This is a genomic window from Actinacidiphila cocklensis (assembly GCF_907177275.1).
GTDB classification, from domain to species: Bacteria; Actinomycetota; Actinomycetes; order Streptomycetales; family Streptomycetaceae; genus Actinacidiphila; species Actinacidiphila cocklensis.
Genome location: NZ_CAJSLV010000047.1, coordinates 114,273 through 129,857, shown reverse-complemented (window position 1 = coordinate 129,857; position 15,585 = coordinate 114,273). Strand labels below are relative to the sequence as shown.

The 15,585-nt window shown below is 72.3% G+C and carries 11 protein-coding genes; 8 read left to right on the top strand and 3 right to left on the bottom strand.

The features are described 5' to 3' along the window. Nucleotides 1-11: 11 nt before the first annotated feature. The 3 genes from dapF (at nucleotide 12) to hflX (ending at nucleotide 5,095) form a co-directional block, all read left to right on the top strand. Nucleotides 12-920: a diaminopimelate epimerase gene (gene dapF, locus NFU81_RS10855; RefSeq protein WP_251488077.1), complete on the top strand. Its 909-nt coding sequence runs from the start codon at nucleotides 12-14 to the stop codon at nucleotides 918-920. A gap of 195 nt (nucleotides 921-1,115) precedes the next feature. Further along, nucleotides 1,116-3,323 carry a RelA/SpoT family protein gene (locus NFU81_RS10850; protein WP_251488075.1) on the top strand — a complete coding sequence of 736 codons (2,208 nt, stop codon included), beginning with the start codon at nucleotides 1,116-1,118 and terminating at the stop codon, nucleotides 3,321-3,323. Nucleotides 3,324-3,598: 275 nt separating this feature from the next. Next, entirely contained in the window at nucleotides 3,599-5,095 is a 1,497-nt protein-coding gene (hflX, locus tag NFU81_RS10845; RefSeq protein WP_251488074.1) for a GTPase HflX, read from the top strand. Between the two features lie 124 nt (nucleotides 5,096-5,219). Here hflX and NFU81_RS10840 read toward each other — a convergent pair whose 3' ends face one another. Then, entirely contained in the window at nucleotides 5,220-6,386 is a 1,167-nt protein-coding gene (locus NFU81_RS10840) for a trypsin-like serine peptidase (RefSeq protein WP_251488073.1), read from the bottom strand. Nucleotides 6,387-6,670: 284 nt separating this feature from the next. Here NFU81_RS10840 and NFU81_RS10835 point away from each other — a divergent pair, with 284 nt between their 5' ends. The 5 genes from NFU81_RS10835 (at nucleotide 6,671) to NFU81_RS10815 (ending at nucleotide 13,205) form a co-directional block, all read left to right on the top strand. Then, nucleotides 6,671-8,023, top strand: a complete 1,353-nt coding sequence (locus tag NFU81_RS10835; protein ID WP_251488170.1) for a diaminobutyrate--2-oxoglutarate transaminase family protein — start codon at nucleotides 6,671-6,673, stop codon at nucleotides 8,021-8,023. Between the two features lie 55 nt (nucleotides 8,024-8,078). Continuing rightward, nucleotides 8,079-9,920 carry an IucA/IucC family protein gene (locus NFU81_RS10830; RefSeq protein ID WP_251488071.1) on the top strand — a complete coding sequence of 614 codons (1,842 nt, stop codon included), beginning with the start codon at nucleotides 8,079-8,081 and terminating at the stop codon, nucleotides 9,918-9,920. A gap of 33 nt (nucleotides 9,921-9,953) precedes the next feature. Then, on the top strand, nucleotides 9,954-10,664 hold the full coding sequence (locus tag NFU81_RS10825; RefSeq protein WP_251488069.1) for a GNAT family N-acetyltransferase: 711 nt from the start codon (nucleotides 9,954-9,956) through the stop codon (nucleotides 10,662-10,664). A gap of 130 nt (nucleotides 10,665-10,794) precedes the next feature. Further along, nucleotides 10,795-12,489, top strand: a complete 1,695-nt coding sequence (locus NFU81_RS10820) for an IucA/IucC family protein (protein WP_251488167.1) — start codon at nucleotides 10,795-10,797, stop codon at nucleotides 12,487-12,489. A gap of 74 nt (nucleotides 12,490-12,563) precedes the next feature. Continuing rightward, nucleotides 12,564-13,205 carry an FHA domain-containing protein gene (locus NFU81_RS10815; protein ID WP_251488068.1) on the top strand — a complete coding sequence of 214 codons (642 nt, stop codon included), beginning with the start codon at nucleotides 12,564-12,566 and terminating at the stop codon, nucleotides 13,203-13,205. Here the strand turns inward: NFU81_RS10815 and NFU81_RS10810 are convergent. Then, the gene (locus tag NFU81_RS10810) at nucleotides 13,189-14,382 is read right to left on the bottom strand and encodes a serine/threonine-protein kinase (protein WP_251488067.1); all 1,194 of its coding nucleotides are present in this window, start codon (nucleotides 14,380-14,382) and stop codon (nucleotides 13,189-13,191) included. The two genes, NFU81_RS10815 and NFU81_RS10810, sit on opposite strands and share 17 nt — an antisense overlap. 11 nt (nucleotides 14,383-14,393) lie before the next feature. Continuing rightward, nucleotides 14,394-15,557 carry an FHA domain-containing protein gene (locus NFU81_RS10805; protein WP_251488066.1) on the bottom strand — a complete coding sequence of 388 codons (1,164 nt, stop codon included), beginning with the start codon at nucleotides 15,555-15,557 and terminating at the stop codon, nucleotides 14,394-14,396. Between the last annotated feature and the right edge of the window lie 28 nt (nucleotides 15,558-15,585).

The following is a 15,585-nucleotide window of genomic DNA, read 5'->3' as shown; positions in this document are numbered from 1 at the left end:
ACGATCGACATGTGACTGACGCACACCACGGCACCGCCCCTTCGACCTTCCTCAAGGGCCACGGCACCGAGAACGACTTCGTGATCGTCCCCGACCCGGACGGCCTGCTCGACCTGTCCGCCGCCCAGGTGGCGCGGCTGTGCGACCGCCGCGCCGGCATCGGCGGCGACGGCCTGCTGCGCGTCGTCCGCTCCGCGGCCCACCCCGAGGCCGCCGCTCTCGCCGACCGGGCCGAGTGGTTCATGGACTACCGCAACAGCGACGGCAGTATCGCCGAGATGTGCGGCAACGGCGTCCGTGTCTTCGCCCGCTACCTCCAGCAGGCCGGCCTGGCCGAGGCGGGCGATTTGGCCGTGGCCACCCGCGCCGGCGTGCGCCAGGTGCACATCGCCAAGGACGGCGACGACGGCACCCCCGGCGGGATCACCGTGGGCATGGGCCGCGCGGCTCTTCCCGGCGGCTCCGTCACCGTCTCGGTCGGTGACCGCAGCTGGCCCGCGCTGAACGTCAACATGGGCAACCCGCACGCCGTCGTCTTCGTCGAGGGCCTCGACGACGCCGGGGACCTCTTCCGCGCCCCCGCAGTCGCCCCCGCCGAGGCCTACCCCGCCGGCACCAACGTCGAATTCGTCGTGGACCGCGGACCCCGCCATGTGGCCATGCGCGTCCACGAGCGCGGCTCGGGGGAGACCCGCTCCTGCGGTACCGGCGCCTGTGCCGTCATGGTCGCCGCCGCCCGGCGCGACGGCCTCGACCCCGCGGAGACGGGCCGCCCCGTCACCTATACGGTCGACCTCCCCGGAGGCCGGCTGGTGATCACCGAGAACGTCGACGGCCTGATCGAGATGACCGGTCCCGCGGTCATCGTCGCCGAAGGAGTGCTCGACCCCGCGTTCTCGGCCGTCCACCCGGTCCGCTGACACCGCCGCTCCGTTCTGCCGCCGTGCGCATTCCGCCAGGAACCCCCGTACACCGTCCCTCGAACGGGTGATGGGGATCACTCTCGGCGAGAGCGTGACAGCCGCACGTGGTGGGCTCGGTAGCATCAATCACCGGCGCGGCCCCGCGGGTCGTGCGAGGGCTCCCGCCGCCGGTTCATGCTGCCGGAGGTGCCGATGAGCGCAGACAACGCGATGGAGATCCAGCGCGCCGCCGAGGCCCGCCGACGCGGTCTGCGGCGCATCGATCTGCGTCGGCTCGGCCGGGCAGCCCTGCTCGGCCCCGGCACCCGGGCTCGGCTGCCCGGCGCCATCGAACACCTCATCAAGGTCCACCGCGCCCGGCACCCGCAGGCCGGACCCGACGCCGTAGAGACGCTGCGCCGCGCTTATGTGCTCGCCGAGTCCTCGCACCGCGGGCAGACCCGCAAGAGTGGCGATCCGTACATCACCCACCCCCTGGCCGTCACCCTGATCCTCGCCGAACTCGGCGCCGAAACGACCACGTTGACGGCCTCTCTGCTCCACGACACCGTCGAGGACACCGACGTGACGCTGGATCAGGTGCGCAACGAGTTCGGCTCCGAGGTGACCTACCTGGTCGACGGCGTCACCAAGCTGGAGAAGGTCGACCACGGCGCCGCCGCGGAACCGGAGACCTTCCGCAAGATGCTGGTGGCCACCGGCAGCGACGTACGCGTGATGTCGATCAAGCTCGCCGACCGGCTGCACAACGTCCGCACCCTCGGGGTGATGCGGCCCGACAAGCAGGCCAGAATCGCCAAGGTCACCCGGGACGTGCTGATCCCGCTGGCCGAGCGGCTGGGTGTGCAGGCGCTCAAGACCGAGCTGGAGGACCGGGTCTTCGCGATCCTCCACCCCGCCGAGTACGCCCGCACCCAGGCCATGATCGCTGCCAACGCGGAGCAGCCGGACCTGCTGGCGGCCATCGCGGAGGACCTGCGCAAGGTGCTGCGGGAAGCGGACATCGCGGCGGAGGTGGCCATCAGGCCGCGGCATGCGGTCTCCGTCCACCGGCTGCTGCTCAAGCGCGGGGGCGCGGAGCTCGGCGGCGGTGACTTCGGCAGGCTCCTCGTCCTGGTCGGGGAGGACGCGGACTGCTACGCCGTGCTCGGCGAGCTGCACACCTGCTTCACCCCGGTGATCGCCGAATTCAAGGATTTCATCGCCGCCCCCAAGTTCAATCTCTACCAGTCGCTGCACACCGCCGTCGCCGACGACCGGGGCCGGATCGCCGAAGTCCTCGTCCGCACCCGTCAGATGCACCGGGTGGCGGAGGCCGGGGTGATCGCGTTGGGCGACCCGCACACCGCCGCGGAGCACCTGCAGTCCGCCGACGGCACGCCGCCGCCCGCCACGAGCGGAGCGGGACGGACCGCTGCCGGCTCCGCGGCTGCCGAGGCCTGGGGAAAGGTGGACCCGACCCAGCCGGGCTGGCTCGCCCGGCTGCTCGAATGGCAGCGTGAGGCTCCCGACCCCGACACCTTCTGGTCCGCGTTGCGGGACGACCTCGCTCAGGACCGGGAGATCACCGTCTTCACCGCGGAGGGCGGCGACGCCTCCGGCACCATCCGGCTGCCCGCAGGTGCGAGCTGCGTCGACGCCGCTTACGCCGTGCACGGCGAGGGCGGCCGCCGCTGTATCGGCGTACGGGTCAACGGCAGGCTGGCGCCGCTGGGCACCCGGCTGCGCGATGGTGACAGCCTGCAACTGCTGCTGGACGATGCGGCGGCCTCCCGCCCGGCCGCGGAATGGCTCGAGCACGCCACCACCCCCGCTGCCCGGATCGCCATCACCCGATGGCTGGCGGAGCACCCCGCCCCGGTCGACGACGACCAGCCGGCCGCCGCCCCGGCCGCTCGGCCCACCCGGGCGGCCAGCAGCGCCCCGGCCGCCCAGCCGGTGGCCGTCGCCGACCTGCCCGGCGCCGCGGTGCGACTCGCCCGCTGCTGTACGCCCGTCCCGCCCGACGCGGTGACGGGCTTCGTCATTCGCGGCGGCGCCGTGACCGTCCACCGGGTCGAGTGCCCCAGCACCGCCCGGATGACCGCGGCCGGCCGCACCTCCGTACCTGTCGGGTGGCGGGACGTCACCCCGGCCGGCGGCTACCGCGCCACGGTGCTCGCCGAGGCGCTGAGCCGCCCGCGGCTGCTCGCCGACCTCACCGAGGTGATCGCCACCGAGGGCGTCGGTATCGTCTCGGCGGCGGTGGAACCACCGCAGGAGCACCGCGTGCGCCACACGTACACGGTGGAGCTGCCCGACCCCCAGGCCCTCGCCGCCCTGATGCGCGCCATGCGGGCGGTGCCCGGTGTCTACGACGTCTACCGCGCCAGGCCCGCGGTGACCGCCTGCCGCAGCTGAGCCCGCCTCGGCCGTCCTGCCCACTGCCGTCCTGCGCTCGCGCACCGCACTCACTCCTCAGGTCCGCCGCCGGGCCGGCTGGTCCGTTCTGGCGGTTACTCTGAGTGAACGGATGGCTGCGCAGGCCCGTTCCCGGCCCGCGTCACCCGTAGGAGTGGTCCTCACGTTGTGCGCAACCGCCGGGAAACCCGCGTGACCGCGACCGCCCGGCGTGCGACCATCGTAGTGACGGCACGAACGGGTGCCGGACCGTGACCGTACGACCTAAGGATCCGATGACCTCCTCCTCTTCTTCCTCTTCGAACGACCGCCAGCGCCTCCCCGAGAGCCTTCGGGCCGACGCCCTGATGGAAGAGGACGTCGCCTGGAGCACGCACATCGACGAAGACCGGGACGGCGATCAGCTCGACCGCTCCGAGCGGGCCTCGCTCCGCCGGGTCGTGGGACTGTCCACCGAACTGGAGGACGTCACCGAGGTCGAGTACCGGCAGCTGCGGCTGGAACGCGTGGTGCTCGTCGGTGTCTGGACCTCCGGGACCGTGGACGACGCCGAGAACTCGCTGGCAGAGCTGGCGGCACTCGCCGAGACCGCAGGCGCACTCGTCCTCGACGGCGTCATCCAGCGCCGTGACAAGCCGGACCCGGCCACGTACATCGGCTCGGGCAAGGCGCAGGAGCTGCGGGACATCGTCCTGGAGACCGGCGCCGACACCGTGGTCTGCGACGGTGAGCTGAGCCCAGGCCAGCTCATCCATCTCGAAGACGTGGTGAAGGTCAAGGTCGTCGACCGCACCGCGCTGATCCTGGACATCTTCGCCCAGCACGCAAAGTCCCGTGAGGGCAAGGCCCAGGTCTCGCTCGCCCAGATGCAGTACATGCTGCCGAGGCTGCGCGGCTGGGGCCAGTCGCTGTCCCGGCAGATGGGTGGTGGCGGTTCCGGCTCGTCCGGTGGCGGCATGGCCACCCGTGGTCCCGGTGAGACCAAGATCGAGACCGACCGGCGCCGCATCCGCGAGAAGATGGCCAAGATGCGCCGGGAGATCGCGGAGATGAAGACCAGCCGCGACCTCAAGCGCCAGGAGCGCAAGCGGCACAAGGTGCCGTCGGTGGCCATCGCCGGCTACACCAACGCGGGCAAGTCCTCGCTGCTCAACCGGCTCACCGGTGCCGGAGTCCTGGTGGAGAACGCACTGTTCGCCACCCTCGACCCGACCGTACGCAGGGCGGAGACGCCCGGCGGGCGGCTCTACACCCTCGCGGACACCGTCGGATTCGTCCGGCACCTGCCGCACCACCTGGTGGAGGCCTTCCGCTCCACGATGGAGGAGGTCGGCGACGCCGACCTGATCCTGCACGTGGTGGACGGCTCACATCCGGTGCCCGAGGAGCAGCTGGCTGCGGTTCGCGAGGTGTTCCGCGATGTCGGCGCGCTCGACGTGCCCGAGATCGTCGTGATCAACAAGGCGGACGCGGCCGACCCGCTGGTGCTCCAGCGCCTGCTGCGCAACGAGAAGCACGCCATCGCGGTGTCGGCGCGCACCGGCAAGGGCATCGATGTGCTGCTGGGGATGATCGACGACGAACTGCCGCGCCCGGACGTGGAGGTGGAGGCTCTGGTGCCCTACACCCACGGCGGCCTGGTGTCCCGGGTGCACGCCGGCGGTGAGGTCCTCTCCGAGGAGCACACCGGCGACGGCACACTGCTCAAGGTCCGGGTGCACGAGGAGCTGGCGGCGGAACTGGCCCCGTTCACCCTCGCCACGCACGGCTGACCGAGCAGGCCGGCGATCGGCCCGCCCACCGGTGGCGCGACCGTGATCGACGCGAAAGGGGTGAGGCCCCGTCTCCAGGAGACGGGGCCTCACCCCTTTCCTTATCGCTGTACAGCGGCCGTCCTCAGCTGAACTTCCTGCTCACCGCGTCGAAGACCTTCTTGGCGTCTGCGCCGAGCCGTGGACCGGCCAGCCAGGTCGCCGTCACCGGGCCGATCGAGGTGTTGCTGACCAGCGCCGTCGTACCGTCCGGCCGCTTGGCGAACCAGCCGCCGCCGGAGGAACCCGCGGTCATGGTGCAGCCGATGCGGTACTCCGTGGGCTGCCGGGCGTCGAGCGACAGCCGTCCCGGCTTGCCCGCGCAGTCGAACATCCGCTGGCCGTCGTAAGGCGGAGCCGCGGGGTACCCCCACGCGTCCAGGGCTCCGACCTGCGCCGTCGACGGTGCGTCGAACCACACCGGCATGGCGGAACCCACCGTCTCCTCCAGTGACTTGCCGCCCTTCTCGGGCACTACGTGCAGCACGGCGAAGTCGTACGGCGAGCCGCTGCCGCCGGACTCGGCCCCAGTGTCTATCCACTGCTGTGACGTGCTGGCCCCGTCGGCCCAGAACACCCCGTAGGGCGCGAGGACGTCGCGCTTGGCGTTCTTGAGGTCCGCCGCGCTCTTACCGGAGTCGTTGTACGCGGGCACGAAGGCGATGTTGCGGTACCAGCCGCCCTCCGCCCCCGCGTGCACGCAGTGGCCCGCCGTCCAGACCAGGTTGGACTTGCCCGGGTGCGCCGGATCCTGGATCACGGTCGCCGAGCAGACCATCGAGCCGTTGGGGCTGTCGAAGAACAGCTTCCCCACCGCAGGCGCACTCTGGTGGTACGGCGTCGCCACCGCACGTGCGACCACCGGGGCGGGCGCGCGGTCGGTCTGCCCCTGGTCGGCGGGGACGTCGACGGGGACGTTCTTGTCCTCGGGGTCCGCGCCCTTCATCCGGTCGTCGTTCCACAGGCCGTCGATCACCGGGTTGACGAAATCCGCCGCCTTACGCAGCCACTGGGACTTGTCCCAGTTCTTCCAGGCGCCGCGCTTGTACGCCTCTTCCCACTTCTTCAGGTCGGTGACGCTGGTCGGCAGCGCCGTGGGAAGAGAGAGGTCGAGCTTCGGCTTCGCCGTATCCGTCTGCGCCGATGTGGGCTTGGAGTCGCCCTCGGTGCCCGACGACTTGCACCCGCTTGCCGTGGCCACCAGGACCACAACGGCAGCAGCCGCCATCAACGACCGACGTTTCGATGACATGAACACGAGCCCCCTGCGAAGTCCGCATGCCGGTCGAGCAGTTGTGTCTCCGGCACCGACGGCACATGGTCGCGCCGTCGGTGTGATGGACGGTCACCGGCCGCTCACCGGTTCCGCCGGGAAAGTTCTGTGCGCGGCCCGTGATCGGTCCGTCACCACGTCGTTAGTACGGACGGGGGACGGATCGACTGCAGGCGACTCGGAGGAGACAGCACGTGGCGGCCATTTCGAGCGCGTCGGGACATCTCGCGGCGCCGGCCGACGGCTTCCGCGATCAGGACGGCCTGACGGCGGCGGAGGGGATCCTGCGCAGGCAGGCGCAGCGCGAATCGGCGGCCCGCACTTACGCGCGGTCACTGCCTGTGGTCCCGGTCCGCGCCCGGGGCATGACGGTCGAGGGCGCGGACGGCCGCCGCTACCTGGACTGCCTATCAGGAGCGGGGACCCTGGCGCTGGGCCACAACCACCCCGTCGTCCTCGAAGCCATCAGAGGCGTCCTCGACTCCGGTGCGCCGCTGCACGTCCTCGACCTGGCGACACCAGTCAAGGACGCCTTCACCACGGCTCTCTTCGAGACGCTGCCGCCCGCGCTCGCCGACCACGGCCGGATCCAGTTCTGCAGTCCGGCCGGCACCGACGCTGTCGAGGCGGCCATCAAACTCGCCACGACCGCCACCGGCCGCAACGGGCTGCTGGCCTTCTCCGGCGCCTACCACGGCATGACGGCCGCGGCCCTCGCCGCGACAGGTGACATCGCGGTGCGCGCGGCCGTGCGCGGCTCCGACGCCCAGGTCACCCGGCTGCCCTACCCGTACGACTACCGCTGCCCTTTCGGCGTCGGGGGCGAGCGGGGCGCCGAACTCGGCGCGCGCTGGACTGCGCACCTGCTGGACGACCCCAAGGGCGGAGTGCAGCCGCCCGCGGCGATGCTCCTCGAAGCGGTGCAGGGCGAAGGCGGCGTGATCCCCGCGCCCGACAGCTGGATGCGCAGGATGCGGACGATCACCGCGGACCGCGGGATCCCGCTGGTCATGGACGAGGTGCAGACCGGAGTCGGCAGGACCGGCACCTTCTGGGCCGTGGAGCGAAGCGGCATCGTGCCCGACGTCATGGTGCTGTCCAAGGCCGTCGGCGGCAGCCTGCCGCTCGCCGTCATCGTCTACCGCGAGGAATTGGACGGCTGGCTGCCGGGCGCGCACGCCGGGACCTTCCGCGGCAACCAGCTGGCCATGGCCGCGGGCGCCGCCACCCTGCACTTCGTCCGCCGCAACGCGCTGCACGAACGCGCCGAGACCGTCGGCTCCCGCATGCTGAGCCGGCTGCGGGGACTGGCCGCGCACCACTCCTGCATCGGCGACGTACGAGGCCGCGGTCTGATGATCGGCGTCGAGATCGTCGACGCCGACGCCGACGCGGACGACCACGGCGCCCTGCCGGCCGCACCGCACCTCGCCGCACGGGTCCAGCGCGAAGCCCTGCGCCGCGGCCTGATCATCGAACTCGGCGGCAGGCACGGCAGCGTTGTCCGGCTGCTGCCGCCGCTGACGATCACCGACGAGCAGGCCGAGGCCGTACTCGAACGCCTCGCGGGAGCCATCGAGGCTGCCCATGCCACCGCATCGGACGCCGCCGCATGACGCCCGCACCCGACATCCCCCGCAGCCCCTCGGCAATCACCAGTGGAGCCCCTGTATGACCGCCCCCGCAGAAGTCGCACCCGCCCCGGTCGTCGAACTGACCGGTGTGCCGCTCCAGCGCCCGCACATTGCGCAGCCGGCCGGGACCCCGCTAACGGGCGACGGCGCCGATCCGCTGCAGCATCCCGACGCATATTGCGTCGCCGACGCCGCGGCCACCGACAATCTGCTGCGGTGCTGGGTACGTGAAAGGGACCTGCCCCGACCCGCCGACGGTGTGCTGCGGATCGCCCTGCCGGCCAGCGGTATCGAAGCCCGGGCCGCCGTACGCCACTGGTCGCCCACCGGCCACCACCGCTTCGGCCCGGTCGGGCCGACCACCACCGGACCTGCGATGACCGCTGTCGAATTGTCCGCTCTGCTGGCCAGGGAGGGCGGCGGCGAGCCCGCCCAGGCCGCCGACCTGGTGTCCAGGGTGGCCGATTCGGTTCGCCGCACGGCCGCCTTCGTCACGGAGCGCCGCAGCCGTCCAGGTCCCGCCGACGCGGAACTGCCCTTCCTCGACTCGGAGCAGGCCCTCGTGCTCGGCCACCCCATGCACCCGGCTCCCAAGAGCCGCGAAGGGCTCAGCGACAGTGAGAGCGCGGCATACTCCCCCGAGGCGCGCGGTTCGTTCCCGCTGCACTGGCTCGCCGTGGACGAGGCGCTGCTCGCCACCGACTCCGCCTGGACCGAGCGGGGACGGCCGATCCCGGCGGTCGACCTGGTCAGCTCGTTCGCGGGATCCGGCCCGGCGCGGCCCGACGGCACCGCACTGCTGCCGCTGCACCCGTGGCAGGCCCGCGACATCCAGCACCGGCCCGGTGTGCGGGCGCTCTTCGACGCCGGCCTGCTGCACGACCTCGGCCCGCACGGCGAGGCATGGCACCCCACGTCCTCGGTGCGGACCGTCTACCGGCACGACGCCCCGGCGATGCTCAAGCTGTCGCTCGGCGTGCGCATCACCAACTCCCGCCGGGAGAACCTGCGCAAGGAACTGCTGCGCGGCACCGAGGTCCACCGGCTGCTGCGCAGTGGACTCGCCGCCGAGTGGCGCGCGGCCCACCCCGGCTTCGACATCGTGCGCGACCCCGCCTGGCTGGCCGTCGACACCGCGGACGGCGAGCCTGTCGCGGGCCTCGACGTCGTCCTCCGGCACAATCCCTTCGGCCCGGGCGACCAGGCGCACTGCGTCGCGGGACTGGCCTCGCCGCGGCCCTGGCCGGCCGAGGGCACGACGACCGTCCTGCGGTCCCGGCTGGCCGTGCTCGTCACCAGGCTCGCGGAAAGGACCGGGCGCCCCGGCCCGGCCGTCGCCACCGAGTGGTTCCTGCGCTACCTTGACGCAGTGGTCCGCCCGCTGCTGTGGCTGGACGCCGAGGCGGGCATCGCACTCGAAGCGCACCAGCAGAACACCCTGGTGCTGCTCGACGCCGACGGCTGGCCCTGCGGCGGGCGCTACCGGGACAACCAGGGCTACTACTACCGCGACTCGCACCGCTCCGATCTGGAGCAGCGTCTGCCTGGCCTCGGTGCCGAGAGCGACACCTTCGTCGCCGACCGGATCGCCGACGAACGCTTCGCCTACTACGTCGGCATCAACAACGTCCTCGGACTGATCGGCGCTCTCGGGTCACAGCAACTGGCCGACGAGCGGGTGCTGCTCGCCGCCTTCCGCCGCTTCCTCGCCCGGGAGGCGCAGACCGGCACCGGCGGCCTGCCCGGTCTGCTGCTGGACAGCACGCGCCTGCGCTGCAAGGCCAACCTGCTGACCCGGCTGCACGGCATGGACGAACTCGTCGGCCCCGTCGACACCCAGTCGGTGTACGTCACCATGCCCAACCCGCTGGCCGTCTGACCGGCGGCCCCGCGCGGGAGAGGAGGAGTCACCTTGCCATCTGCCGACTCCGGCACCGAGGACACCCTCGATCTGACGCTGCCGCCGGAATTCCTCGCGCTCTTCGCCGCCCCCGGCAATGTGCCACGCCCGGCGACGTCCGGCGCCCGCCCGGGCCGCGCCGTCGCCGACCCCGGTCTGATCGGCGACATCGCGCGCTGGGCCGCCGCCGACACGCCCGCCGGGCAGTTCCGCCTCGTGCCGGTCGACGGCGAACGCGACCTCGCCCTCGTCAGCATATGGATGAACGACCCGGTGACCGCGGAATTCTGGGAGCTGGCCGGCGGGCCGGAGGTGACGGGCCGGCACCTGGACGCCCAACTCGGCGGCGACGGCCGCAGCGTCCCCTGCCTCGGCCTGCTGGACGGCACCCCGATGAGCTACTGGGAGCTCTACCGCGCCGATATCGACCCGCTGGCCAGGTACTATCCGGCCAGGCCGCAGGACACCGGCATCCACCTGCTCATCGGCGGCTCCTCCGACCGCGGCCGCGGGCTCGGCAGCACCCTGATCAAGGCCGTCGCGGACCTCGTCCTGGACCACCGCCCCGGCTGCGGCCGGGTCGTCGCGGAACCGGATCTGCGCAACACTCCCTCCGTGGCGGCGTTCCTCGCGGCGGGCTTCCGGCTGTCCGCCGAGGCCGACGTCCCGGGCAAGCGCGCGGCCCTGATGATCCGCGACCGCTCCCTGCGCCATCTGCTCTGACCAGCAGCCCCGGTCACCCCTCCACCCGCCTGCACCCCTGGTACCCCCGCAGGAGTCCACCGTGATCACCACCTCCCCTTCCCCCCAACCAGCCGCCTGGCAGCGTGCGGCCCGGCGGCTGCTGGCGAAAATGCTGGCCGAATTCGCCTACGAGGAAGTCATCGTCCCCGAACCGGAGCCCGCGGCCGGCCCGGCGGCGTACCGCCTGAAGGTCAGCGACACGCTGACCTACCGCTTCCGCGCCGGCCGGGGCGCGTACGGCAGCTGGCAGGTGGACCCTGCGAGCATCGGCCCCGACGGCGACCCGCTGCACTTCATCAGCCAGGCGCACGACGGCGTACTCGGCCTGAGCGGGGACACCACCGGCCACCTCATCCGCGAACTCCTCGCCACGCTGCGCGCCGACCTGCGCCTGGACGCAGGCGCGCTGCCCGCCGCCGACCTGGCTGACCTGGACTACCCGGAGCTGGAAGGGCACCAGACCGGACACCCCTGGCTGGTCGCCAACAAGGGGCGTATCGGGTTCTCGGACGCCGACGCGGCCCGGTGGGCGCCCGAGGCACGCCGGCAGCACCGCCTGCCGTGGATCGCCGTGCACCACAGCCTCGCCCGATACCGCGGTGTCGACACGCTGGCCACCCCCGATCTGCTCTACGCGGACGAGATCCCGCCCGCCACGCTCGACGCCTTCCACCACACCATCGCCGACCTGGACCGCGACCCTGCCGACTACCTGCTGCTGCCGGTGCACCCTTGGCAGTGGGAGCACGTGGTCCTGCCGCTCTTCGCCCCCGCGGTCGCCGACGGGTCCATCATCGCCCTCGGTACCGACAACGACCTCAGGCTGCCCCAGCAGTCCATCAGGACCTTCCTCAACACCAGCCGCCCGCAGCGCCGTACGGTCAAGCTGCCGCTGTCGGTGCTCAACACCCTGGTCTGGCGCGGCCTGCCCACCGAACGCACCCTCGCCGCGCCGGCGGTCACCGCGTGGGTCCAGCGGCTGCGTGCGGAAGATCCGTTTCTGCGCGACGAGACCCGGGTGATCCTGCTCGGCGAGGTCGCCTCGGTGACCGTGGCGCACCCGCAGTACGACCGGCTGCCGACCGTTCCCTACCAGTACCGCGAACTGCTGGGCTGTATCTGGCGCGAGCCGCTGGCCGCGCACCTCGAACCGGGGGAGCGTGCGCGGACGCTGGCCGCGCTGCTGCACACCGACCCGGAAGGCCGCTCGTTCACCGCGGAGCTGGTCGCGCGCTCCGGTGTCGCCCCCGCGGTCTGGCTGCGGCACCTGTTCGGCGCGCTGCTGCCGCCGCTGCTGCACTTCCTCTACCGCTACGGGACGGTCTTCTCCCCGCACGGCGAGAACGCGATCGTGGTCTTCGACGAGCACGACCTCCCGGTGCGGCTCGCGGTCAAGGACTTCGTCGACGACGTCAACGTCAGCGCCGAGGCGCTGCCCGAGCACGACACGATGCCCGACGACGTCCGGGCGGTGCTGCTGACCGAGGCGCCCGGGTTCCTCACACAGTTCATCCACGCGGGCCTCTTCGTCGGCGTCATGCGGTACCTGGCGCCGCTGTGCGAGGACCAGCTCGACGTCCCTGCGGCCGACTTCTGGGCACTGGCACGCGGCGAGATCATCCGCTACCAGGAGCGCTTTCCCCACCTCAAGGAACGATTCGCCAGCTTCGACCTGCTTACCCCTCGCATCGCACGCCTGTGCCTCAACCGCAACCGGCTGCACCTCGACGGCTACCGCGACCGGGCAGAGCGACCGCACGCCGCTGTTCACGGCACCGTGCCCAACCCGTTGCACGCGGTCTGACCTCGGTCGCACCGTGCCGCCGCGGCAGCCGATACGATCGCGGCACCGGTCGTACCGCGGAGGGATGGGGGCGGATGAGCGAGGAAACGGGCGACGGATCGTGCCCGGAATGCGGTGTGCCCCGCTCCTTCGCCGGCCAACTGGTCTGCCAGGGCTGCTTCGTGCCGTTCGCACTGATGGCCGCGGCGCATGCCGCGGCGGCCCCGGAGTTCTCCCCGACGGCCCCGACCGAACGGCTGCCCCGCCCCGGTGTGCCCGCGCAGCCCGCGCCGGTGGCCGGCACGCCGGGCGCCGGGCCGGCCCCGAGCGGTCCGCCGCAGGACCGGGCCGGCACCGAGTACACCCGGGTCATCAACGTCATCCCCGGCGCCCTGCCCAGGTCCGCGCGGACCCGCAGGGACTTCCCCGTGGAGGCCCTGCGGCTGCACTTCCCCAGCGGCGACATCGTCGAGGTGGCACCCGGCTACTCGATCCGGCTCGGCCGCGACCCGCAGCTCTGCCCGGCGGTCACCTTCCTCGCCGAGCGGGACAACCTGTCACGGATCCACGCGCGCGTCGGCGTCGAGGTCGACGGCTCGGCATGGATCAGCGACGAGGGCTCCACCAACGGCACCTACGTACGCGGCTACCGGCTCGCGGCGAACGACAAGGCTGCACTGAGACCGGGGGACACCTTCCGGCTCGCAGCCGACGTCCACGTCAGTGTGCTGCCCTGACCGACGCATAGGCGGCGGTGCAGCGGGCGAGCGGATGGTCGCCGCCCAGCGCCTCCGCGGTGCTCGCGGCCAGCTCCTCGAACTGCCTGCGGGTCGCCTCGACGCCGTTGAGGCCTTCGAGCGCCCGCGCCCGGCCGAAAAGCGCGGCAAAGGACGCCGGCTCGCTGTCCGCGCCCTGGCGCAGGATCTGCTGCCGCGCCTGCCAGTAGCGGTCGTCGGCATCGTGGAACCGGCCGGCGGTGAGCAGCGCCTCGCCCTCCTCGATCAGCGTCCACACCAGATGCCGGGCACCGCGGTCCAGGGCCGTCGGTGTGCGCCGCAACGCCGTGGGCCGCATCATCGCGCGCAGCCGCGCGCCCACCTCCGCGGCACTGGCCGGACGGTCCCGCGGAGCCTTGGCCAGCAGCTGGTGCACCAGCTGCGCCAGCTCCTGCGGTACCTCGGGGCGCCGGTTCACGATCGGCTCGGGTTCCTCGTGGACGTGGAGATAGGCGTAGCCGATGTAATTCCCCGCGGTGAACGGCGGTCCCTCCGCGAGCATGGCGTAGAGGACGCAGCCGAGTGAGTACAGATCGGACTGCGCGGTGACCTCGCCGCCCTGCGCCTGCTCCGGCGTGAAATACGGCGGCGATCCCAGCAGCGACTGCGGCTCGGTATAGCGCGTCACGTTCGGGTCCTGCGGGGCGACCAGGCCGAAGTCGCAGATCTTGACGACGCCGTCCGGGAGCAGCATCAGATTCTCGGGTTTGATGTCGCGGTGCACCAGGCCGCGTTCATGGGCGTGCTGCAGCCCGGCGCAGATCTGCGCGCCATAGGCCAGCACGTCCGGAACCGGCAGTCCGCCGCGGTCCAGCAGGACATTGCGGAAGTCGGTGCCCTGCAGCAATTCCATGACGATGAAAGGCCGCCCGTCGTGCTCGCCCGCGTCATGGATCGTCGCCACATTCGGGTGGCTCAGCGCGGCCGCGGCGACCGCCTCGCGGCGGAAACGCCCCTGGCGCTCGCTGCGTTCCACGTCCGCCCACTCGGCGCGCAGCGTCAACACCTTCACCGCGACCCGCCGGCCGAGGCCCTGGTCGACCGCCGCGTAGACCTGCCCGAACCCGCCGCCGCCCAGCAACTGCTCCAGCCGGTAGCGGCCGCTCAGGACCGTACCGACACCGATTTCCCCTGGCACTGCGGCCCCTTTTACTCGACGTCGTGCAACGGCAGCTGCATCATCGTGGGTTCCGCGACCGCGCTGCCTTCCCGCGCTGTGACCGTACCGTCCGTCGGGTCGTCCTCGAAGACGAATTGGCGCCCGCTCGGCAGCAGTTCCAGACGGTCGTGCAGGACGACCGACTCGCCCTTGCGCAGCCTGCGGGTGACGCCGTGCTCCAGCGGCCCCGTGGACTCGCCGCCGGGCAGCCGGCGGCGCACCCGGGTGCCGTTGGCGCTGCGCTCGTCCAGCACGCTCAGGGCGCCGCCGTCGTAGCTCAGCACCACATGGGTGCGGCTCACCGACTCCACCGCGCTGTCGCCGACCCACGCACCGAGCGCCACGCCACCGCCGGCCGGGGCGCGGCCCACCGCCACCGGATCGCCCTCCGTCACCATGAACCGGCCGCGCACGGTCCCGTCCATGACCACTTTGACCTGGGCACGGGGGCGCAGTGGGCCGGTGTCGGCGAGCTGCACACCGTGCGTGGGGCACAGCACCCGGTCCTTGCGGCGGCGGGGCAGCGCCGTGCCGGGCCGGTCGGCCGACCCGAACAGCGGGCAGCCGTTCTCCGGGCAGCGCCAGTCGCGGCTCAGCACCGCGCGGTGCTGAGCCGAGCGCTCCCAGCGCCTGACCACCCCGGCTTGCAGCAGCAGGCCCTCTTCCTCCTTGCGCGACACCTGCCATTCCTCGGGCACCGGCATGATCCGGGGCCGGACCCCGATGCGGCCGCCGGGCTCCAGGACAGGGCGCAGGAAGCGGTCCCGGTCACCGGCAATCCACGGGTAGGCGCGATGGAAGTCGAGGAAGTTGTCGGCGCTGACCACCCGCAGGCCGAGGGCGTCCGCCAGCTCCAGGATGCGGTCGTCGGCGCGCGGCAGCACCTCCAGCACCCCGTCGCGGTACCAGCACTCCAGCAGCTGCCGTTCCGCAGGCGTCAGCCGCCCGTCGACGAGCAGCGAGCGGTCGGTGATCGGGTAGACCTGGACGGCCGGGTCGCGGGCGAAATCCGCCAGGCCGTCGAGCAGTCCCGCGAGCCTGCCGAGATCGGCCGCCCTCGTCCCACCCAGCGCCGGCTCGCGGACCACGTTGGCGACGTCGATCACGTACTCCGCGGCCGAGGAGTCCAGGGTCAGGCGGTGCTCGAACGGCATGTGACCAGAAGCTAGCACCGGATGACGG

What these genes read in the sequence shown, in the direction of transcription:
- NFU81_RS10850 (WP_251488075.1), top strand. Translation starts at nt 1,116, where the DNA reads ATGAGCGCAGACAACGCGATGGAGATCCAGCGCGCCGCCGAGGCCCGC.
- hflX (WP_251488074.1), top strand. Translation starts at nt 3,599, where the DNA reads ATGACCTCCTCCTCTTCTTCCTCTTCGAACGACCGCCAGCGCCTCCCC.
- NFU81_RS10840 (WP_251488073.1), bottom strand. Translation starts at nt 6,386, where the DNA reads ATGTCATCGAAACGTCGGTCGTTGATGGCGGCTGCTGCCGTTGTGGTC.
- NFU81_RS10830 (WP_251488071.1), top strand. Translation starts at nt 8,079, where the DNA reads ATGACCGCCCCCGCAGAAGTCGCACCCGCCCCGGTCGTCGAACTGACC.
- NFU81_RS10820 (WP_251488167.1), top strand. Translation starts at nt 10,795, where the DNA reads ATGCTGGCCGAATTCGCCTACGAGGAAGTCATCGTCCCCGAACCGGAG.
- NFU81_RS10815 (WP_251488068.1), top strand. Translation starts at nt 12,564, where the DNA reads ATGAGCGAGGAAACGGGCGACGGATCGTGCCCGGAATGCGGTGTGCCC.
- NFU81_RS10805 (WP_251488066.1), bottom strand. Translation starts at nt 15,557, where the DNA reads ATGCCGTTCGAGCACCGCCTGACCCTGGACTCCTCGGCCGCGGAGTAC.